Genomic DNA, 18,822 nt, shown 5'->3' with positions numbered 1-18,822 from the left:
GGGAGTGTTGTCGGTCTCCCGGTAGGGGGCCTTGACCCCTCAGGCGTCTGCGGCGACCCGCTCCAGGACGAGCTCGCGCACGCGGGCGGCGTCCGCCGACCCGCGCGTGGCCTTCATGACGGCGCCGACGATGGCACCCGCCGCCTGCACCTTGCCGTCGCGGATCTTGCCCGCGACGTCGGGGTTGGCGGCGAGCGCCTCGTCGACGGCGGCGAGCAGCGCGCCGTCGTCCGAGACCACCGCGAGGCCGCGGGCGTCCACCACCTGCTGCGGGTCGCCCTCGCCGTCCAGCACGTGCTCGAGCACCTGCCGGGCCAGCTTGTCGTTGAGCCCGCCGCCGTCCACCAGCGCCTGGAGCTGGGCCACCTGCGCCGGGGTGACCGGGAGGTCCTCCAGGGAGGTCCCGCGGGTGTTCGCCGCGCGGCTGAGCTCACCGGTCCACCACTTGCGGGCGGCCGCGGCGGGCGCGCCGTGGGCGACGGTGGCCTCGACGAGGTCGAGCGCGCCGGCGTTGAGCAGGTCGCGCATGTCGAGGTCGGTCAGCCCCCACTCCCCCTGGAGGCGGCGGCGACGGGCGGCCGGGGGCTCCGGCAGCGCCGCGCGCAGCTCCTCCACCCAGGCCGGGTCCGGGGCGACCGGCACCAGGTCGGGCTCGGGGAAGTAGCGGTAGTCCTCGGCGTCGGACTTCACGCGGCCCGACGTGGTCAGGCCGGTGTCCTCGTGCCAGTGACGGGTCTCCTGCACCACCGAGCCGCCGGACAGCAGCACCGCGGCCTGGCGCGACACCTCGTAGCGCACCGCGCGCTCCACCGAGCGCAGGGAGTTGACGTTCTTGGTCTCGGTGCGGGTGCCGAGCTCGGCGTCCGGGGCGTCGCGCAGGGAGAGGTTGACGTCGCAGCGCATCGAGCCCTGCTCCATCTTCACGTCCGAGACGTCCAGGCCCCGGAGCAGGTCGCGCAGGGTGGCCACGTAGGCGCGCGCCACCTCCCCGACGCGGTCACCGGCGCCCGTGATGGGGCGCGTGACGATCTCGATGAGCGGGATGCCCGCGCGGTTGTAGTCCACCAGCGAGTACTCGGCGCCGTGGATGCGCCCGGTGGCGCCGCCGACGTGCGAGGACTTGCCCGTGTCCTCCTCCATGTGCGCCCGCTCGACCTCCACCCGGTGCGTGAACGCCGGCAGCGAGCCGTCCTCGGAGGCGGGGACCTCCACGTCCAGCCAGCCGTCGAACGCGATCGGCTCGTCGTACTGGCTGGTCTGGAAGTTCTTGGGCATGTCCGGGTAGAAGTAGTTCTTCCGCGCGAACCGGCACTCCGCCGCGATGGAGCAGTTCAGCGCCAGCCCGATCCGGACGGCGGACTCCACGGCCTTGGCGTTGAGCACCGGCATCGAGCCGGGAAGGCCCAGCGAGGTGGGGTCGACCTGGGTGTTCGGCTCCGCGCCGAACTCGGTGGGCGCGCCGCTGAACATCTTCGTGGCGGTGTTCAGCTCGACGTGCACCTCGAGGCCCACCACGGGGTCGAAGCGCGCGACGGCGTCGTCGTAGGCGATGAGGTCTGAGCTGGTGCTCATGCGGAGGCTCCGGCGGTGGTCGCGGCGGGGGTCCCGGGTGTCGGGGCGGGCGTCCAGGCGGGGATGCGGTCGAGCAGCGACCCCTCCCACGCGGCGTGCAGGCGCGCCTCGAGGGCGCCGCCCACGCGGTAGAGGCGCGCGTCCTCGCGGACGGGCGCGAGCAGCTGCAGGCCGACCGGCAGACCGTCCTCGGGCGCCAGGCCCACCGGCAGGCTCATGCCGGGGATGCCCGCGAGGTTGGCGGGGATGGTCGCGACGTCGCCGCGGTACATCGCCAGCGGGTCGTCGAGCTTCTCCCCCAGCCGGAACGCCGTGGTGGGAGCGGTCGGGCTGACCAGCACGTCCACCTCGGCGAAAGCGGCGGCGAAGTCGCGCTGGACCAGCGTGCGGATCTTCTGCGCGCTGCCGTAGTAGGCGTCGTAGTAGCCGCTGGACAGCGCGTACGTGCCCAGGATGATGCGGCGCTTGGCCTCGGCGCCGAACCCCCTGGCGCGCGTGGCGGCCATGACCTGCTCCGCCGTGACGTCCGCGCCGTCCGGCACCACCCGCAGGCCGTACCGCATGCCGTCGTAGCGGGCGAGGTTGCTGCTCGCCTCGCTGGGGAGGATGAGGTAGTACGCGCCGAGCGCGTGCTCGAGGTTGGGGCAGCTGACCTCCACCACCTCGGCGCCGGCGTCCCGCAGCTGGTCGAGCGCCTCGGCGAACCGCTGCAGCACCCCGGGCTGGAAGCCCTCGGCGTGCCCGGTGCCGCCCAGCTCGGCCACCACGCCGACGCGCACGCCGGTCAGGTCGCCCCGGGCTCCTTCGCGGGCGGCGGCCACCACGGCGGGCACGGGGTCGGTCAGGGAGGTGGAGTCGCGCGGGTCGTGCCCGCCCATCACCTCGTGCAGCAGCGCCGTGTCGAGCACGGTGCGGGCGCACGGGCCGCCCTGGTCGAGGCTGCTGGCCAGGGCGATGAGGCCGTAGCGCGAGACGCCGCCGTACGTGGGCTTGACGCCGACGGTGCCCGTCACGGCCGCCGGCTGGCGGATGGAGCCGCCGGTGTCGGTGCCGGTGGCCAGGGGCGCCTCGAAGGCCGCCAGAGCGGCAGCCGAGCCACCGCCGGAGCCGCCGGGGATGCGGTCCGCGGCCCACGGGTTGCGGGTGGGCCCGAAGGCGGAGTGCTCCGTGCTCGACCCCATGGCGAACTCGTCCATGTTGGTCTTGCCGAGGGTCACCAGCCCCGCGGCGCGCATCTTCTCGACGACGGTCGCGTCGTAGGGCGGGACCCAGCCCTCGAGCATGCGGGAGCCCGCGGTGCTCGGCATGCCGCGGGTGACCATGACGTCCTTGACGGCGACCGGCACGCCGGCGAGGGCGTGCAGCTCGTCACCGCGCGCGCGGGCGGCGTCCAGCTCCGCGGCGCGTGCGAGAGCGCCCTCGGCGTCGACGTGGAGGAAGGCGTGGACGCCGGACTCGACGGGCCCGTCGACCTCGGAGATCCGGTCGAGGTGGGCCTGCGTGAGCTCGACGGAGCTCACCTCGCGGGCGGCGAGCGCCTGCGCCATCGCGGAGGCGTCCAGGCGGGTGAGGTCGCTCATGCCTCCTCCCCCAGGATGCGCGGCACGCGGAACTTGTCGTCCTCGGCCTCGGGGGCCGCGGCGAGCGCGTCGGCGGCGGTGAGGACGCCGCTGACGACGTCGGGCCGGGTCACGTTGACCAGCGGCACCGGGTGGCTGGTGGCGGGCACCGGCTCACCGGTGGCGCGCTCAGCGGCCGCGACGGCACCGGTGACCGAGGCCACCGCGTCGACGATCGCGGTCAGCTGTTCGGCGAGGTGGTCGAGCTCGGCGTCGGGCATGTCGATGCGGGCCAGCCGCGCGAGGTGCGCGACCTCCTCGCGGGGCAGGGCGGGCATGGGAGCCGAGTCTAGGAGGGTCGCCGGGCCCCGGGTGCTGGACGTCGTGCGCTGGTCGCCCAGGAGACCCGCGCCCCGGGCTGCGAGGTGCGGGTCTCCGGGGCGTCCGGAGCGGGCGTCAGGACTGCTGGTCGCCCTGGTGCTCGCCCTGGTGCTCGCCCTGGTGCTCGCTCGGCTGCTCGGAGCTGGCCTGCTCAGCGGGCTGCCCAGAGCTGACCTGCTGAGCGGGCTGCTCGGAGGTGACCTGCTCGGGCTGGTCGGCGTCGGAGACGCCGGCCGGAGCCGCCTCGGTGGCAGCGGCCTCGTCGGAGGCGGGGGCGGTCGTCGCCGCGGCGGCGCGGGGACGACGGGTGCGGGTGCCCGTGCCAGCGGTCCCGGTGCTGCGACGGGTGCGGGTGGTGCGCGGCGGGGTGTCGGCGGCCTCCCCCTCAGGGGTGTCGACGACGACGCCGGGCTCGCCCGTGCCCGTGCCGGCGGCCGCAGCGCTGGTGCGGCGGGTGCGGGTGCCCGTGGCTCGCGGCGCGCGGGGCGTCGTGGTGCGGGTGCCCGTGGCGCGGGTGCGGCGCGTCGGTGCGGGCGCCTCGGACGCTGCCGCCGGCTCGGCCGGGGTCTCAGCCGAGGCCTCGACCGGAGCCTCAGCGTCCGCGGTCGGCTCCGCGGGCGCCTCGACGGCTGCGGGCTCGGAGGCAGGCGCCTCGACGGGCTCGAGGGCCTGGGCGTCGGCGGCGGTCGCAGCGTCGGCGGAGCCCTGGCGACGGGCGGCCTTGCGGGCCAGCTGCTCGTGCTCGCGGCGGGCCTCGTCGGCGGCGACGTCAGCGGCGTGGGCGGCCTTGTCGGCCTTCTTCGCCTTGGTGCTGAGGTCGGCGAGCGACTTCTTCGCCTTCTCCAGCCCCTTCTCGGCCGCGGCGAGGGCGGCGCGAGCGTCCTTGCGGGCTGCCTTCGCGGCCTGGACGGCGGCGGACGCCTCGTCGCGCCGGCTGGCGGCGACGTCGCGGCGGTCGGCCGTGTCCGCCTTCGCCGCCGTGGTGCGCTCCAGCTCGGCCTGGGCGGCGCGGAGGCGCCCAGCCAGGCTCGCAGTGGCGCTCTTCTTCGACGTCGTGCTCGACGCCTTCTTCGACTGCTTCGACTTCTTGGCCATGGTCCGCCTTTCTACCCCTTGTGACCTGCAGCGTCACCTCGGGGCACCCGGTGGGCCCAGTGCGCGGTGAGGTGGCCGCCCAGGCGCGTCGTGGCGTCGCCCCGGGCGGCGTCGAGCTGGGTCCGGGTGAGGAACAGGGCCCCGGTGAGGTCCGCGCCGCGGACGTCGGCGCCGCGCAGGTCCGCTCCGAGCAGGTCAGCGCGCCGCAGGTCCGCACCGCGCAGGTCGGCGCCCAGCAGGAGGGCTCCCCGCAGGTCGGCGCCGCGCAGCCGCGCACCGCGCCATCGCAGACCCGACAGGTCCGCGCCGCGGTGCCTGGCGGTGCGGCCGGGCACCTCGGCGCGCAGCGCGCGACTGGCGTGCTCCAGAACAGGCCCGGCAGCGCGGCGCTGCTCGCCGACGTCCACCGCGGACAGCTCGCTGCGACCGGCCCCGGCCAGGCCCTCCACGCGGACCCGCAGGTCCGCCACCTGGTCGCGCAGCACACCGGGCCGCAGGAGCGACTCCGCCTCCTCGAGGTGCCACAGCACCTCGTGGAGGCCGCGCAGCGCCGCCAGCACGCCCGGCAGGTCCGGGGCCTCGGACAGCAGCTCAGCCGGTGCCGGCGGTCCTCCGGGTCGCTGCCCGAACACCACCTGCACGGCGCGCTGGCCGGCGCCGAAGCAGTCGAAGGCCACGCACCCGGGGAACCCGCTGGGCACGAGCCGGTCGTGGATGCCGCACCGCGCGTCGGCGCGCAGGTTCGGGCACGGCGTCCCGGCGGGCTTGTCGACGGCGAAGTCGGCCGAAGCGCTGAAGGCGGGCAGCACGCAGCACAGCGCCGCGCAGCGCGTGCAGTCGGCCCGGAGGTGCTCGCGCGAGCGGACGACCCGCTCAGGCACCGGCGTCCGCGGCTTCCCCGGTGGAGGCCTCGTCGTCCTCCTCGGCGGGCTCCTCCGCCGGAGGCGGCGGCCCGTCGGCGAGGAGGGCCTCGAACCCCTCCTCGTCGAGCACCGGCACGCCCAGCTGCTCGGCCTTGTCGGCCTTGCTCCCGGGGCTGTCGCCCACCACCACGAACGACGTCTTCTTCGAGACCGCCGACGACGCCTTGCCCCCGCGGGACAGGACCGCCTCCTTGGCCTCGTCGCGGCTGAACCTCGACAGCGACCCGGTGACGACGATCGTCAGGCCCTCGAGCGTCTTCTCGACGCCGGCGACCGGGGCGTCCTCCATCGACACCCCGGCGGCGGCCCAGGCGTCGACGACGGCCGCGTGCCAGTCCACGGCGAACCACTCCACCACCGCCTCGGCGATGGTGGGGCCGACGCCGTCGGCTGCGGCGAGCTCGTCCTGGGAGGCGGCGCGCAGGGCCTCCATCGACCCGAACCGCTGCGCGAGGGCCCGCGCGGCCGTCGGCCCGACGTGACGGATCGACAGGCCCACGAGCACGCGCCACAGCGGCCGGTCCTTCGCGGCGTCGAGGTTGGCGAGCAGCCGGGTTCCGTTGGCGTTGAGCACGCGCACGTCCCCCTCGCCCTTCTTGGGCGCGCGGGTGAACAGCGGCAGGGCCAGGAGGTCCTCGGCGGTGAGGGCGAACAGGCCTGACTCGTCGGGGAGCACCTGGTGGCCGTCGTCGTCCTTCTCCGTGAGCGCCGTGGCCGCCTCGTACCCCAGGGCCTCGATGTCGAAGGCGCCGCGCCCGGCCAGGTGGAAGACCCGCTCGCGCAGCTGCGCGGGGCAGGTGCGGGCGTTGGGGCAGCGCAGGTCGGCGTCGCCCTCCTTCTCGAAGCGCAGCTCGGTGCCGCACTCGGGGCAGTGGGTGGGCATCTCGAAGGCGCGCTCGGAGCCGTCCCGCAGGTCGACGACGGGGCCGACCACCTCGGGGATGACGTCGCCGGCCTTGCGCACCACCACGGTGTCGCCGATGAGCACGCCCTTGCGCACCACCTCGCTGCCGTTGTGGAGCGTGGCCAGCTGCACCGTGGAGCCGGAGACCTTGACAGGCTCCATGTGCGCGAAGGGGGTGACCCGGCCGGTGCGGCCGACGTTGACGCGGATGTCGAGGAGCCTGGTGGTGACCTCCTCGGGCGGGTACTTCCACGCGATCGCCCACCGCGGCGCGCGCGAGGTGGCGCCCAGGCGTCGCTGCTGGGAGACCTCGTCGACCTTGACCACCACGCCGTCGATCTCGTGCGCGATCGCGGCGGCGTCGTGGCGGTGCTCGCCGTAGTGGTCGATGTAGGCCTGGACCTCCTCCAGCGACTCCACCACCCGGAAGGCCGGGGAGGTGGGCAGTCCCCAGGAGCGCAGCAGCTCGTAGGTCTGCGACTGGCTGGCCGGCTCCAGGCCGCCGCGCACGCCCAGGCCGTGGACGATCATCGACAGCGGCCGGGAGGCGGTGACGCGGGGGTCCTTCTGGCGCAGCGACCCGGCGGCGGCGTTGCGCGGGTTGGCGAAGGGCGCCTTGCCGGCCTCGACGAGCGAGGCGTTGAGCGCCTCGAAGTCGGCCACGGGGAAGAACACCTCGCCGCGCACCTCGAACTGCTCCGGGAAGCTCGAGGGGTCGCCGGTGAGCTGCTGCGGCACCGCGTCGATGGTGCGGATGTTGTGCGTGACGTCCTCGCCCGTGCGCCCGTCACCGCGGGTGGCGGCCAGCACGAGCCGGCCCCGCTCGTAGCGGAGGTTCACGGCGAGGCCGTCGATCTTCAGCTCGCACAGCCAGCGCACGGGCGGGGCGTCCTCGCGGCCGTCGGACAGGTCCCGCTGGACGCGCGCCACCCAGGTGGCGAGCTCCTCGCCGCTGAAGACGTTGTCGAGGCTGAGCATGCGCTCGAGGTGGTCGACCGCGGTGAACTCGGTGCTGAAGGTCCCGCCGACCACCTGCGTGGGCGACTCGGGCACCCGGAGGTCGGGGTGGGCCTCCTCGAGGGCTTCCAGCCGGCGCAGCAGCGCGTCGAACTCACCGTCGGCCATGGTCGGGGCGTCGCGGACGTAGTAGGCGAAGCGGGCGTCGCGCACCCGCTCGGCCAGCTCGTCCCACTCGCGGCGCGCCTCCGGCGGGGCGCTGGGCAGGTCCTGCACGGCCCCCTGCACCGACTCCGGCGTCGTCTGGTCCGCCGTCTCCTGCTGGGTCACCCGCCCAGTCTGCCGAGGCCCACCGACAGCGCGAGCCGCACCCACCGGCTGCTACCGACGGCCACCCCGGCGGCGCAGCAGCACCGCCCCGAGCACCGCAGCGGTCACGGCGAGGTGGGCCACGACGAGCAGCTCGGCGCCCTCACCCGTCTGCACCGGCAGCCCGGTGGTGGCCGGGTCGCCGAGCAGCAGCCCGCTGACCGCGCCGAAGGCCAGGTGGAAGCCGACGCAGGCCCACACCGACCCCACCACCGACCGCACCAGCAGCAGCACCGTGCCGAGCGCCGCCAGCAGGACGGCGTGGGAGACCGGGTCCTGACCGGCGGGGGCGAAGGTCGCGGGCGGCACGGCCACGTCCATCCACTCCCCCAGCTGCGCGGTGGCCCAGACCGAGCACGCCGGAGCCGCCACGGCCGCCCCCGTCGTCACCAGGCCCGCCAGCCACCCGGGCAGGTGCCCGCGCAGGCCGCCGAAGACCCCGCCCCGCAGCGCCAGCTCCTGGGGCACCGCCTCCATCGCCGCGGCCAGCAGCAGCGCCACCACGAGCCACTGCACCAGCCGCCACGGGTCCACGCCGGTCACCGCGAAGCCCGCGGCACCGCCGGCCAGGTGGTCGGCGAGGAGCACCAGCCCCGCCGCGCCCAGCCCGACAGCCGCCCCGGCCAGCGCCAGCACCGGCCGCCGCAGAGCCAGCACGGACTGCCAGCGGGAGCGGCCGTGGGCGAGGAGCACCAGCGGCGCGGTCACCGAGAGGACGACGGCGGCCGGCACCGCGCGGGCGGCGTCGCCGGAGGCCCCGGCGTCGCGGGCGGCGGCGAGGGCGACCCCTGACAGCCCGAGGGCGAGGACGAGGGAGACCCAGGAGGCGGCGGCGCGGGCGAGGTCGCCCGTCAGCCGGTCTCCCGAGGAGCGAGCGGGTGGCACGGCTCCACCCTGCCGGGCGCGTCAGCCCTCGGCGTGCACCTCTCGCAGCGCGTCGGCCGCCGCCGCGAGGCGTCCGAGCGCAGCGGTGGCGGCGGCGGGCGAGAGCGCGGCGAGCCCGGTCGACGTGGTCACCACCACCTGGTCCAGCTGGGAGGCGGACAGGCCGAGCCGGTCCCAGGGACCGCGCACGGCGGCCAGCAGCGCGGAGACCTCCGGCAGCGGCGCCCCGCCCGCGAGGGCGGGCACGTCGAGCACGCCGAGGTGCAGCTCGTGGCCGGCCTCCAGCGCCTCGGCGAGCTCCTCCCACACGGCGCTGCTCAGCGGCCGGGACGGCGGCCCGGCCACCACGAGCGCGTCCGCCCCGGAGGTGCGCAGCAGCGGCCACGGCGAGGTCGAGGAGGACGACGACGCGCCGTCCTTCGAGGGCCCCGCGGGCGCCGTGCCACCTGCGCGCCCTGCGGGCGCCGTGCAGCGCAGCGCAGTCCTCACGCCCGCGGCGCGCAGGGCACCGGTGAGGTCGCGCAGGGCGTCGCGGGCGCGCTGCGCGTCGACGGCGCGCAGCCGGCCCCAGCCGCTGGCCGTGGGCACGCGGCCCTCGAGGACGGCGGTCAGCGACGGCTCGTCGACCTGCACCAGCAGCTGGGCGCCCGGCACGAGGCGCTGCACGTCGGCCGTGTGGCGCAGCAGCCCCTCCACGAGGGAGCCCAGCAGGTCGCGGGCGGCGCCATCGTCCACCACGGCCCGCTCCCCGCGCGGCAGCCAGACGGAGGCCGCCAGGCTCCACGGCCCCACCACCTGCAGCTTCAGGGGCCCGGTGTAGCCGTCGGCGGCCTCGGCGAGCGCGTCCAGGTCAGCGGTGCGCAGCGACGCGGCGCGCTGGGCGTCGCGGCCCGGGTGGTCGACCAGGCGCCAGCCGACGGGCTGGAGGTCCACGGGCATGTCCACGAGCAGAGCCGCGGTGCGCCCGGTCGGGTCGGCGCCCGGGCCGCGGGCCGGCAGCTCAGGGGCGAAGGGCAGGTGGTCCCCGCCCAGCTCGCCGAGGACGGCGCGGGCGGCCTCCAGGGGGTGCTCCCCCGGCCAGGCCCCGGTGGCGGTGGCTCTCATGCCCCCAGGGTCGCGTGCTCGGCGCGCACGGCCGCGGTGAGGGTGGCCGAGCCCACCACGCGGGTGCCGTCGTACAGGGCGAGCAGCTGCCCGGGGGCCACGCCGCGAACAGGCTCGTCGAGCCGCACGCGCACCGCACCGCTGGTCGGGCCGGACGCTTCGTCGTCGAGGCCCTCGAGACCACCGACCGACTCGACGGTGCAGGGCAGCTCGGCGCCGTGGGCGCGCACCTGGGCCCCCAGCCGCTGGCCCGCGGCGGGAGCCGGACCGCACCACACGACGCCGTCGCCGGTGAGCACGTCGACGTCGAGCTCGTCGGCGGAACCGACCACCACGCGCCGATCGGCCACCGACACCGACAGCACGTAGCGCGGCTTGCCGTCGGCGGCGGGCACGCCCAGGCGCAGGCCACGGCGCTGCCCCACGGTGTACCCGGCGGCGCCGTCGTGGGTCCCCACCTGGCGGCCGGAGCTGTCCACCACCTCACCCGGCTGCGTCGCGGCCGGCTCGACGGCGGGCAGGCGGGAGCCCAGCCAGGCGCGGGTGTCGCCGTCGGGCACGAAGCAGATGTCGGTGCTGTCGGGCTTGTCCGCCAGCGCCAGGCCGCGCGCGGCGGCCTCGGCGCGGACCTCGTCCTTGCTCGCGGCGGTGCCCAGCGGGAACAGCGCGGTGGCGAGGCGCTGCGGCGGGAGCACGGCGAGCACGTACGACTGGTCCTTGGCGAGGTCGTGGCTGCGGTGCAGCTCGCGGCCGCCGGTGCTCGTGCCGGGCCCGTCGGCGATCCGGGCGTAGTGGCCGGTGGCCACGGCGTCGAAGCCCAGCGCCAGCGCCCGGTCGGCGAGCGCGGCGAACTTCACCTTCTGGTTGCAGCGCACGCACGGGTTGGGGGTGCGGCCCGCCGCGTACTCGGCCACGAAGTCGTCGACGACGTCGCGCCCGAAGCGCTCGGACAGGTCCCACACGTAGAAGGGCACGCCGATGACGTCGGCCGCGCGTCGCGCGTCGCGGGAGTCCTCCACGGTGCAGCAGCCCCGCGCCCGTCCCGGCGTCGCGCTCGGGGAGGCGCTGGCCAGGGCCAGGTGCACGGCGACCACCTCGTGGCCGGCGTCGACGGCGCGCGCCGCGGCCACGGCCGAGTCCACGCCTCCCGACAGCGCGGCGAGGACCCTCACAGCGTCACCTCCACGGTCTCGCGCTCACGAGCCCGCGAGCGCGAGACCGGCGGTGCGCGCCCGCTCCACCACCGGGCCGAGCACCTCCCCGACCAGCGCCACGTCGGCGGCGGTGGAGGTGCGGCCCAGGCTGAAGCGCAGAGCGCCCGCCGCGTCGGCGTCGGTCAGGCCCATGGCGCGCAGCACGTGGCTGGGCTGGGGCACGCCGGCGGTGCACGCCGAGCCGGTGGAGCACTCCACGCCGCGGGCGTCGAGCAGGTAGAGCAGCGCGTCGCCCTCGGCGCCCGGCACGGTGACGTGGAGGATCCCGGGCAGGCGGTCCTCGGCACGGGCGGCGCCGCGGACCACGGCGTCGGGGACGGCGGCGAGCACGGCGGCCTCGAGCTGGTCGCGCAGGGTCCTCAGCGCCAGCGCTCGCTCGGCGAGGGAGTCCACGGCGGCCGAGGTGGCCACCGCGAGGCCGCGGGCGGCGGCCGCGTCGACGCTGCCGGAGCGCACGCCCCCCTCCTGTCCCCCGCCGTGCAGGACCGGGACCAGGGGCGTCCCGCGGCGCAGGACGAGCCCGCCGACGCCGGTGGTGCCGCCCAGCTTGTGGCCGGTGAAGGACAGCGCCGCCAGGCCGGACGCGGCGAAGTCGACGGGGACCTGGCCCACGGCCTGCACGGCGTCGGAGTGGACGGGGATGCCGTGCCGGGCGGCCAGCTCCACCACGTCGGCCACCGGCTGGAGGGTGCCCACCTCGTTGTTCGCCCACATGACGCTGATCAGCGCCACGGAGACGGGGTCGCGCTCGACGGCGTCGCGCAGCGCGTCCAGGCGCAGCCGGCCCTCGCCGTCCACGGGCAGCTCCTCCACCTGCGCGCCCAGGCCGGCGGGGTGCTCGCCGAGCCAGTGCGCCGGGTCGAGCACGCCGTGGTGCTCCACGGCGGAGACCAGCACGCGCGTGCGCCGCGGGTCCTCGCCGTGCCTGGCCCAGAACAGGCCCTTCACCGCGAGGTTGTCGCTCTCCGTGCCGCCGCCGGTGAGCACCACCTCGCCGGGGCGCGCGCCGAGCGCGGCCGCGACCTCCTCGCGGGACTCCTCCACGACGCGCCGCGCGGCGCGCCCCGAGCTGTGCAGGGCGGAGGCGTTGCCGGAGCGGGTGAGCTCCGCGAGCATCGCCTCGGCCGCGGCGGGCAGCACGGGCGTGTCGGCAGCGTGGTCAAGGTACGCCGTCACACGACCGAGGGTACGTCCATGCGGCAGAGTCCTCCCTCGTGAGCAGCACGAGCAGCCCCTCCAGCGGCGCGGTGAGCACACCGGCGCTGCCGCTCGGCGTGCGCCTGTCCGGGACGGGTGCTCACGCCGCCGTCGTCGCCACCCGCGCCGACGCCGTGGCGGTGTGCCTGCTCGACCCCGACGGCGCCTCCGGGTGGTCGGAGCGGCGCGTACCGCTGACCCGCCGGCCCGGTGGCCTGTGGACCGGCGACCTGCCCGGCGTGCGGGCTGGCCAGCGCTACGGGCTGCGCGTCGACGGCCCCTGGGACCCGCGGGCCGGGCTGCGCCACGACCCGTCCAAGCTGCTCCTCGACCCCTACGCCCTCGCCGTAGAGGGCGAGGTGCAGTGGGGTCCGGAGCTGTTCGCGCACGAGGTGGACGGCCCGCAGTGGCTGCCCCGCGAGGCCCACGGTCCCGACCAGAGGCGCAGCGGGCTCGACAGCGCCGGGCGGGTCCCCGTCGGCGTCGTCGTGGACGCCCCCGCGGCCGACCAGGCCGCGCGCCCGCGCACCCCGTGGTCACGGACCGCGGTCTACGAGGCGCACCTGCGAGGCCTGACCGTGCTGCACCCCGACGTGCCGCCGGAGCTGCGCGGCACGTGGGCCGGCCTGGCGCACCCCGCCGTCGTCGAGCACCTCACCCGCCTGGGCGTCACCGCGGTGGAGCTGCTGCCGGTGCAGGCCATCGGCAACGAGATCTCCCTGGCCCGTCGCGGCCAGTCGAACTACTGGGGCTACTCGACGCTGAGCTGGTTCGCCCCTGAGCCGCGCTACGCCACCGCAGCGGCACGCGCCGCCGGTCCGGCGGCGGTGCTCGCCGAGGTGCGCGACGCGGTCGCCGCGCTCCACGAGGCCGGCCTCGAGGTGCTCCTCGACGTCGTCTACAACCACTCCTGCGAGGGGCACGCGCACGACGGCCCCTCGCTGTCGCTGCGCGGGATCGACGCCGCCGGCTACTACCGCCTCGACGGCGACGGCCGCGACGTCGACTCCACCGGCTGCGGCAACAGCCTCGACTTCGGGCGGCCGCAGTGCGTGCGCCTGGCGATGGACTCCCTGCGCCACTGGGTCACGGCGTTCGGCGTGGACGGCTTCCGCTTCGACCTCGCGCCGACCCTGGGCCGCGGGCTCGACGGCGCCTACCGGCCCGACGCGCCGCTGCTGCTGGCCATGGGCGCCGACCCCGTGCTGTCCGACGTCAAGCTCATCGCCGAGCCGTGGGACCTCGGACCGGACGGGTGGCGGACCGGGGACTTCCCCGTGCCGTTCGGGGAGTGGAACGACAGGTTCCGCGACGGCGCCCGCGAGTTCTGGCTGGCCGTGCCCGGGCGCGCCTCTCGCGGGGAGCCGACGGGGTCGGGGCTGGGTGAGCTGGCGCTGCGGCTGACCGGGTCCGCCGACAGGTTCGGCGGGGGCCCCAACGACCGCGGGCCGCTCGCGTCGGTGAGCTTCATCACCGCGCACGACGGCTTCACCCTCGCCGACGCGTGCGCCTTCGACCACAAGCACAACCACGCCAACGGCGAGGACAACCGCGACGGCACGGATGCCAACCGCTCCTGGAACCACGGCATGGAGGGTTGGCCGGGTGAGGGCGGTACCGCCGCCGGTCCGCTGCTGGGGGCAGTGGGCGCCGACGGCCCGGCCGCGGTGGACCCCGACGAGCTCATGGTGGCCGCGCTGCGCCGCCGCTCGATGCGCAACCTGCTGGCCACGCTGGTGCTGTCCGCCGGCGTCCCCATGATCACCGCGGGTGACGAGGTCGGGCGGACGCAGGGCGGCAACAACAACCCCTACTGCCTCGACGACGAGACCTCCTGGGTCGACTGGCGGCTCGCGCCGTGGCAGGAGGACCTGCTGGAGAGCACCCGCGAGCTGCTCGGCCTGCGCGCGGCGCACCCGGTGCTGCGCGCCGAGCAGCCCCCGCGCCCGGCGAGCCAGCCGCCGGTGGCCGGCGCACCGCAGCTGACGTGGTGGGACGCCGAGGGCGGTCCGATGGACCCCGAGGACTGGCAGGACCCGCAGAACCGCACCGTGCAGGTGCACCTGGGCGCCGACCAGACCGGCGGGGAGGACCTCCTGCTGGTCCTCGCCGGAGACCTCGACGACGGCGTCCTCGTGCTCCCGCCCCAGGCCGGCGTGGCCGGCTACCGGCTCCTGTGGGACAGCGCCGTGGAGCGCTACCCCGCGGGAACGCTCGGCGGGCTCGACGACGTGGGCACGAAGGTGCCGGTCAGCGCCCTGTCGGTGCGCCTGTACCGGCCCTTCGCGTCACCTCAGGACGACGACGGCGACGCCTCCGCCGCCGTGGAGCCGGCTGCGGGCCAGAGCACCGCTCCGTCGGCGCCGACCACGGCGCGCAGGTAGGAGTCGTCGAAGACGCTGGCCGGGTCCGGGACGCTCTCGAGCTCACCGGACCCGACCAGCACCTGGCCCTCCGCGGTCAGGGCGGCCGGGTCGACGAAGCCGATCGGCTGCCCCGCGGGGGTGGAGTCCGCGACGAGCTTCGACTCGGTGGTGAACACCTGCTCGTTGTGGGTCACGTCGAAGCCGCTGCCGGACTTCTCCGCGGCCGCCTGCACGCACTGCTGCAGCTGGGTCTGGCAGACCTCGTGGGCGTGCAGCAGCGCCCGGACGAAGTCCTGCACGGCGGTGGGGTGGGCCTTCGCGAAGGCGGGGTTGGCGATGAGCTGCCCGAAGGAGCCGGTCACCCCGTAGTCCTCGGGGTTCCACTGCGTGACCTGGTCGCCCGCGGCGGCCAGCGTGAGCGGTTCGTTGGACTTGTAGCCGGTGAGCGACTGCACCTGGCCGCGCACGAGCACGGTCGGGTCGTAGCCGACCTTCACCTGGGTGATCGAGCCGAGGTCGACGCCGGCGCTGACGAGCATGGCGCGCAGGGGTGCGGGCAGGCTCCCCTTGTGGCCGAGGGTGGTGCCGTCGAGCTGCTTGAGGTCGGTGACGCTCGGCTCGGTCATGAGGGTGGCGATCGGCACGTGGCCGAAGGTCGCGACGCCGACGACGTCAGCTCCCCCGGCCACCGCGAGCATCGCCTCCGCCGCGCTGCCGACGCCGGACAGCTGCGCCCGGCCCGCGGCGGTGAGCTGCGCGCCCTGGGCGGTGTCACCGCTGCCGGGCTGGAGCGTCACGTCGAGGCAGACGTCGTCGAAGAACCCCATCGACTCCGCGGCGACGGCCTCGAGGATCGTCGTGGAGGCCTGGTACTGGTACCCGGTGAGGTAGGTGACCGTGCCCGCGTCGCGGTTCTTCGCGCAGCGGTCGGCGTCGACGACGCCGCTGCCCGAGGCCGAGGCAGACCCGCCGGGTCCGGACGGTCCGTCAGAGGAGCCCGCGCAGGCGGACAGCAGGAGCACGGCGGTGCAGGCGGCCGCCAGCGCGGCCAGCCGCGAGCGGCGTCGGAGCGTGGTCACACCGCCGATTGTCGGGCCTGGCGCCTCCAGTCGGTCCCCGACAGGTCGCGGTCGCGCCCTCGTGGTGCACTCCAGGGTCAGGAACGACGCGTCTCTGACCCTGAGCTGCACCGCGGAGACGACCGGCTCAGCTGGTGGTGCCGCCGGTCATCCACTGCGTCGCGAGGGCGCGCCGCTCCGCGTCTCCTGACTGCAGGTCCGCGCGCTCGGCGGTCCGGTTCCCGGGGCCACCCGCGCAGTTCGGGTAGTTGCCGCGCATGCGCTCGTCCGGGAAGCCGAAGACGATGCCGAACGCGTAGGCGCCCGCCCGCCGGGGAAGCGCGACGAGAGCCCTGAGCACTGCCGACGCGATCGTCATGTCGGGACGCTAGACCCGGCCTTCCCTGTCGTCCAGAGCGCCGCGCGCACGCAGCCCCCCGCGCCAGACCTCCGTGGCGCAGTCCAGGGTCAGGATCCGGTCGATCCTGGCCCTGGGCTGCACCTCGGAGACGGTGCTCGGGCCGGCCGTCAGGAGCTTGCGGAGCCCGCCGCGATCGCCGTGGCCACCGCGCGCAGGTGCGCGTCACCGACCTGGGCGTCGGTGGAGCTCCGCGAGCTCGCCGTCTCGTTGCGGTAGCCGGGGTTGTTGCCGTAGCGGCGCTCGTCGGGGAAGCCGAAGACGATGCCGAACGCGTACGCGCCCACGCGCCGCGGGAGCGCGATCAGAGCCCTGACCAGTGTCGACGCGATCTTCATGTCCGGACGGTAGACCTCGGCGCGCCACCGGTCCAGAGCGCCGCGCCCACGCGGTCCACGAGCGCCTCCAGGGGTGCTGCGCCGTCCACCTCCAGCGCAGGGAGCCCCAAGTCAGAGCACTGCGCACGCAGCCGTTCGGTGAAGAGCGCGTCGCGCTCCAAGAGGTTCGCGAGCGCTCGCGGCGGGTCGCTGGTGCGCCCCGCGACGTCATCCAGCGAGCCCCGCTCGGTGAACGCGCGCCGGCGGAACGCCGGTGTCGGCAGCAGCCACAGCGCGTGGGACGGCGAGGCCAGCAGCGGCGCCACCAGCTCCGGCAGCAGGCGGAAACCCTCCACGAGCACCGGCCGGTCGTCGGGCAGCGCGGCGACGTCGGCCAGGAGCAGGTCGAACGCCTCCCCGCGGTACCAGTGGAGGTCCTCGAGCATCTGCCGCGGACTCGTGCCGAGCCAGCGCTCGTCCATCGTCGCGGCGGCGAACCGCGTCAGCGCCGGGGCGGTGGCCGGGTCGGCGCGGCGGGCGTGGTCGGCCATGAGCGCGTCGGTGTCGACCACGACGAGCTCCGGGTGCCGCACCGCCAGCGCCCGCGAGACCGAGCTCTTCGCAGCGCCAGTGCCTCCGCCCAGCCAGCGCACGTGCCCGAGCCCTCGTGCGTCCGCGCTCATGCACCGCTCCTGTCTCGGTCGGAGACACGCCGGGTGTGACGTCGGACGTGCAGAACCGGCGCCGGGGAGGCCCCAGCACCCCTTCCGGCGGGGTTCTGCACGTCGGCCGTCACGCCTCCTGACCGGCGGCGAGCCATCGACGGGTCAGCGGCGGCCGGGCGCGTAGCGCGCCAGGACGCGCCGCTCCACGGCCACCACGGCTCCGAGCAGCGCCACGCCCATGACCGCCAGCACGATGATCGCCGCGTACACGGGCGCCAGCTGGTAGCTGGCCGCGGAGGTGGTGATGAGCGTGCCGAGCCCCGAGGAGGAGCCCGCCGCCACGAACTCCGCCACCACGGCTCCGACCACGGACAGCGGCAGCACCACGCGCAGCGCGGTGAACAGCGAGGGCAGCGCCGAGGGCAGCCTGAGGCGCCAGAGGACCTCGGCGCGGGAGGCGCGCAGCGAGCGCAGCACCATGAGCGCGTCCGGAGGGGCGGCGCGCAGGCCCTGCAGCAGGGTGACGAGCACCGGGAAGAAGACGACGACGGCGGTGACCAGGACCTTCGGCGTGCGACCGAACCCGAACGCCACCACCAGCGCCGGGGCGAAGGCCACCACGGGCGTCGTGTTGAGGACCACGGCCAGCGGCAGCACCGCCCGGGCCAGCAGCGGCACCTCGCTGAGCACCACGGCGAGCACCGCGGCCAGCACCCCGCCCAGCGCCACGCCGAGCAGCGCCGTCGAGAGGGTGGTCCAGGCGTCGGACAGGTAGGTCTGCGGTGAGCCGGCCAGCGCGGCGAGCACGTCACCGGGCAGCGGCAGGAGGTAGGTCTGCCCGCGCGCGACGAGGTGGGAGGCCAGCAGCTGCCACGCCGCGGCGAGCACGAGCAGCGCGACCGCGGCGGGCGCCCAGACGGCGGGGCGCCACCAGCGGCTCACCGCAGGCCCCCCGGCGGCTCGGGCGCGGAAGGGGCGGCCGGGGTCTCCGGGAACCCGGCGGGAGCGCCGTCGGGGGTGCCGGCGGCCCAGGCGGCGGCCAGCTCGCGGCGCAGCCGGTCCTCCACGGCGTGCATCGCCGGTCCACCGAGGTCGGCACCGGCGCGGGGGCGCGGCAGACCGACGTCGACCACGTCGACGACCCGGCCCGGAGGCCCCGCCATCACCACCACCGTGTCGGACAGCACCACGGCCTCCCGCACCGAATGCGTCACGAAGAGCACGGTGGTGCGCACGTGCTCCCACAGCGCCAGCAGCTGGCGCCGCAGCGCCTCGCGGGTGATCTCGTCGACGGCGCTGAACGGCTCGTCGAGCAGCAGCACGCGCGGGCGCATCGCCACCGCCCGGGCCAGGGCCACGCGCTGCTGCATGCCACCGGACAGCTCGTGGGGGTAGCGGTCCAGCACCTGGCCGAGGCCCACCTCGCGCAGCACCTCGGCGGCGTCGCCCCGTTGGACGGCGGCGCCACCGCGGCTGCGGCGCCGGTCGGCGGCGCGGTTGACCCGCGCCGGCAGCTCCACGTTGCCGCGCACGGTCAGCCACGGCAGCAGCGCCGGGGTCTGCGGGACCAGGCCGATCTCCTTGTCCGCGGCGGCGGCACCGGGCGGGCGCCCGCAGACGAGCACCTCGCCGTCGTCGGGGTCCTCCAGGCCGGCGACGGCGCGCAGCAGCGTCGACTTCCCGCAGCCGCTCGGCCCGATGACGCTGGTGAAGCTGCCCTCGGGCACGTGCAGGTCGAGACCCGCCAGCGCCTGGACCGGCCCGCGACCCGCAGCGCCCGGGTAGGCGCGCCGCAGGCCGCGGACGTCGATCACCGCCGGTCCAGCGACGGGGTGGAG

The 18,822-nt window shown here is 76.2% G+C and carries 17 protein-coding genes; 1 reads left to right on the top strand and 16 read right to left on the bottom strand.

Features of this window, described 5'->3' with window-relative positions; all coding sequences use genetic code 11:
- Window positions 1-39 precede the first annotated feature (39 nt).
- The 10 genes from gatB to FMM08_RS15780 all read right to left on the bottom strand — a co-directional run bounded on the left by gatB (window position 40) and on the right by FMM08_RS15780 (window position 12,079).
- Complete coding sequence (gatB, locus tag FMM08_RS15825) at window positions 40-1,572, bottom strand: Asp-tRNA(Asn)/Glu-tRNA(Gln) amidotransferase subunit GatB (RefSeq protein ID WP_147927337.1); 1,533 nt, start codon at window positions 1,570-1,572, stop codon at window positions 40-42.
- Window positions 1,569-3,152, bottom strand: a complete 1,584-nt coding sequence (gene gatA, locus FMM08_RS15820) for an Asp-tRNA(Asn)/Glu-tRNA(Gln) amidotransferase subunit GatA (protein WP_147927336.1) — start codon at window positions 3,150-3,152, stop codon at window positions 1,569-1,571. The genes gatB and gatA overlap by 4 nt, the downstream gene beginning before the upstream one ends.
- Window positions 3,149-3,469 carry an Asp-tRNA(Asn)/Glu-tRNA(Gln) amidotransferase subunit GatC gene (gene gatC / locus FMM08_RS15815; protein WP_147927335.1) on the bottom strand — a complete coding sequence of 107 codons (321 nt, stop codon included), beginning with the start codon at window positions 3,467-3,469 and terminating at the stop codon, window positions 3,149-3,151. The genes gatA and gatC overlap by 4 nt, the downstream gene beginning before the upstream one ends.
- 118 nt (window positions 3,470-3,587) lie before the next feature.
- The gene (locus tag FMM08_RS15810; RefSeq protein WP_147927334.1) at window positions 3,588-4,607 is read right to left on the bottom strand and encodes a hypothetical protein; all 1,020 of its coding nucleotides are present in this window, start codon (window positions 4,605-4,607) and stop codon (window positions 3,588-3,590) included.
- An 11-nt stretch (window positions 4,608-4,618) separates the two neighbouring features.
- A complete protein-coding gene (locus tag FMM08_RS15805; RefSeq protein ID WP_147927333.1) occupies window positions 4,619-5,488 on the bottom strand; it encodes a pentapeptide repeat-containing protein in 870 nt (289 codons plus the stop codon).
- Entirely contained in the window at window positions 5,481-7,679 is a 2,199-nt protein-coding gene (gene ligA, locus FMM08_RS15800) for an NAD-dependent DNA ligase LigA (RefSeq protein WP_147927402.1), read from the bottom strand. Before ligA ends, FMM08_RS15805 begins: the two co-directional genes overlap by 8 nt.
- A gap of 93 nt (window positions 7,680-7,772) precedes the next feature.
- Entirely contained in the window at window positions 7,773-8,645 is an 873-nt protein-coding gene (locus FMM08_RS15795; RefSeq protein WP_147927332.1) for a CPBP family glutamic-type intramembrane protease, read from the bottom strand.
- 21 nt (window positions 8,646-8,666) lie between these two features.
- Window positions 8,667-9,749 (bottom strand): uroporphyrinogen decarboxylase/cobalamine-independent methonine synthase family protein, encoded by a 1,083-nt coding sequence (locus FMM08_RS15790; protein WP_147927331.1) that lies wholly within the window; start codon window positions 9,747-9,749, stop codon window positions 8,667-8,669.
- Window positions 9,746-10,921: a tRNA 2-thiouridine(34) synthase MnmA gene (gene mnmA, locus FMM08_RS15785; protein WP_147927330.1), complete on the bottom strand. Its 1,176-nt coding sequence runs from the start codon at window positions 10,919-10,921 to the stop codon at window positions 9,746-9,748. Before mnmA ends, FMM08_RS15790 begins: the two co-directional genes overlap by 4 nt.
- Window positions 10,922-10,945: 24 nt before the next feature.
- Window positions 10,946-12,079, bottom strand: coding sequence for a cysteine desulfurase family protein (locus FMM08_RS15780; RefSeq protein WP_439653567.1), 1,134 nt, complete (start codon window positions 12,077-12,079; stop codon window positions 10,946-10,948).
- Window positions 12,080-12,177: 98 nt separating this feature from the next.
- Here FMM08_RS15780 and glgX point away from each other — a divergent pair, with 98 nt between their 5' ends.
- Window positions 12,178-14,544, top strand: a complete 2,367-nt coding sequence (gene glgX, locus FMM08_RS15775) for a glycogen debranching protein GlgX (protein WP_147927328.1) — start codon at window positions 12,178-12,180, stop codon at window positions 14,542-14,544.
- Here the strand turns inward: glgX and FMM08_RS15770 are convergent.
- The 6 genes from FMM08_RS15770 to FMM08_RS15745 form a co-directional block, all read right to left on the bottom strand.
- Window positions 14,454-15,605: an ABC transporter substrate-binding protein gene (locus FMM08_RS15770; RefSeq protein ID WP_147927327.1), complete on the bottom strand. Its 1,152-nt coding sequence runs from the start codon at window positions 15,603-15,605 to the stop codon at window positions 14,454-14,456. The two genes, glgX and FMM08_RS15770, sit on opposite strands and share 91 nt — an antisense overlap.
- 127 nt (window positions 15,606-15,732) lie before the next feature.
- The gene (locus FMM08_RS15765) at window positions 15,733-15,963 is read right to left on the bottom strand and encodes a hypothetical protein (RefSeq protein ID WP_147927326.1); all 231 of its coding nucleotides are present in this window, start codon (window positions 15,961-15,963) and stop codon (window positions 15,733-15,735) included.
- A 149-nt stretch (window positions 15,964-16,112) separates the two neighbouring features.
- Window positions 16,113-16,340, bottom strand: coding sequence for a hypothetical protein (locus tag FMM08_RS15760; protein ID WP_147927325.1), 228 nt, complete (start codon window positions 16,338-16,340; stop codon window positions 16,113-16,115).
- The gene (locus FMM08_RS15755; RefSeq protein WP_147927324.1) at window positions 16,337-17,002 is read right to left on the bottom strand and encodes a P-loop NTPase family protein; all 666 of its coding nucleotides are present in this window, start codon (window positions 17,000-17,002) and stop codon (window positions 16,337-16,339) included. The genes FMM08_RS15760 and FMM08_RS15755 overlap by 4 nt, the downstream gene beginning before the upstream one ends.
- Window positions 17,003-17,146: 144 nt before the next feature.
- On the bottom strand, window positions 17,147-17,926 hold the full coding sequence (locus FMM08_RS15750) for an ABC transporter permease (protein WP_147927323.1): 780 nt from the start codon (window positions 17,924-17,926) through the stop codon (window positions 17,147-17,149).
- Complete coding sequence (locus FMM08_RS15745; protein ID WP_147927322.1) at window positions 17,923-18,798, bottom strand: ABC transporter ATP-binding protein; 876 nt, start codon at window positions 18,796-18,798, stop codon at window positions 17,923-17,925. Before FMM08_RS15745 ends, FMM08_RS15750 begins: the two co-directional genes overlap by 4 nt.
- Window positions 18,799-18,822: the final 24 nt, after the last annotated feature.

Source organism: Quadrisphaera setariae, from assembly GCF_008041935.1.
Lineage (GTDB): Bacteria > Actinomycetota > Actinomycetes > Actinomycetales > Quadrisphaeraceae > Quadrisphaera > Quadrisphaera setariae.
This window is presented reverse-complemented; position numbering and strand designations above follow the sequence as displayed.

What these genes read in the sequence shown, in the direction of transcription:
- FMM08_RS15765 (WP_147927326.1), bottom strand. Translation starts at nt 15,963, where the DNA reads ATGACGATCGCGTCGGCAGTGCTCAGGGCTCTCGTCGCGCTTCCCCGG.
- FMM08_RS15755 (WP_147927324.1), bottom strand. Translation starts at nt 17,002, where the DNA reads ATGAGCGCGGACGCACGAGGGCTCGGGCACGTGCGCTGGCTGGGCGGA.
- FMM08_RS15810 (WP_147927334.1), bottom strand. Translation starts at nt 4,607, where the DNA reads ATGGCCAAGAAGTCGAAGCAGTCGAAGAAGGCGTCGAGCACGACGTCG.
- FMM08_RS15790 (WP_147927331.1), bottom strand. Translation starts at nt 9,749, where the DNA reads ATGAGAGCCACCGCCACCGGGGCCTGGCCGGGGGAGCACCCCCTGGAG.
- FMM08_RS15780 (WP_439653567.1), bottom strand. Translation starts at nt 12,079, where the DNA reads ATGCTCGCGGAGCTCACCCGCTCCGGCAACGCCTCCGCCCTGCACAGC.
- FMM08_RS15760 (WP_147927325.1), bottom strand. Translation starts at nt 16,340, where the DNA reads ATGAAGATCGCGTCGACACTGGTCAGGGCTCTGATCGCGCTCCCGCGG.
- gatC (WP_147927335.1), bottom strand. Translation starts at nt 3,469, where the DNA reads ATGCCCGCCCTGCCCCGCGAGGAGGTCGCGCACCTCGCGCGGCTGGCC.
- gatA (WP_147927336.1), bottom strand. Translation starts at nt 3,152, where the DNA reads ATGAGCGACCTCACCCGCCTGGACGCCTCCGCGATGGCGCAGGCGCTC.
- gatB (WP_147927337.1), bottom strand. Translation starts at nt 1,572, where the DNA reads ATGAGCACCAGCTCAGACCTCATCGCCTACGACGACGCCGTCGCGCGC.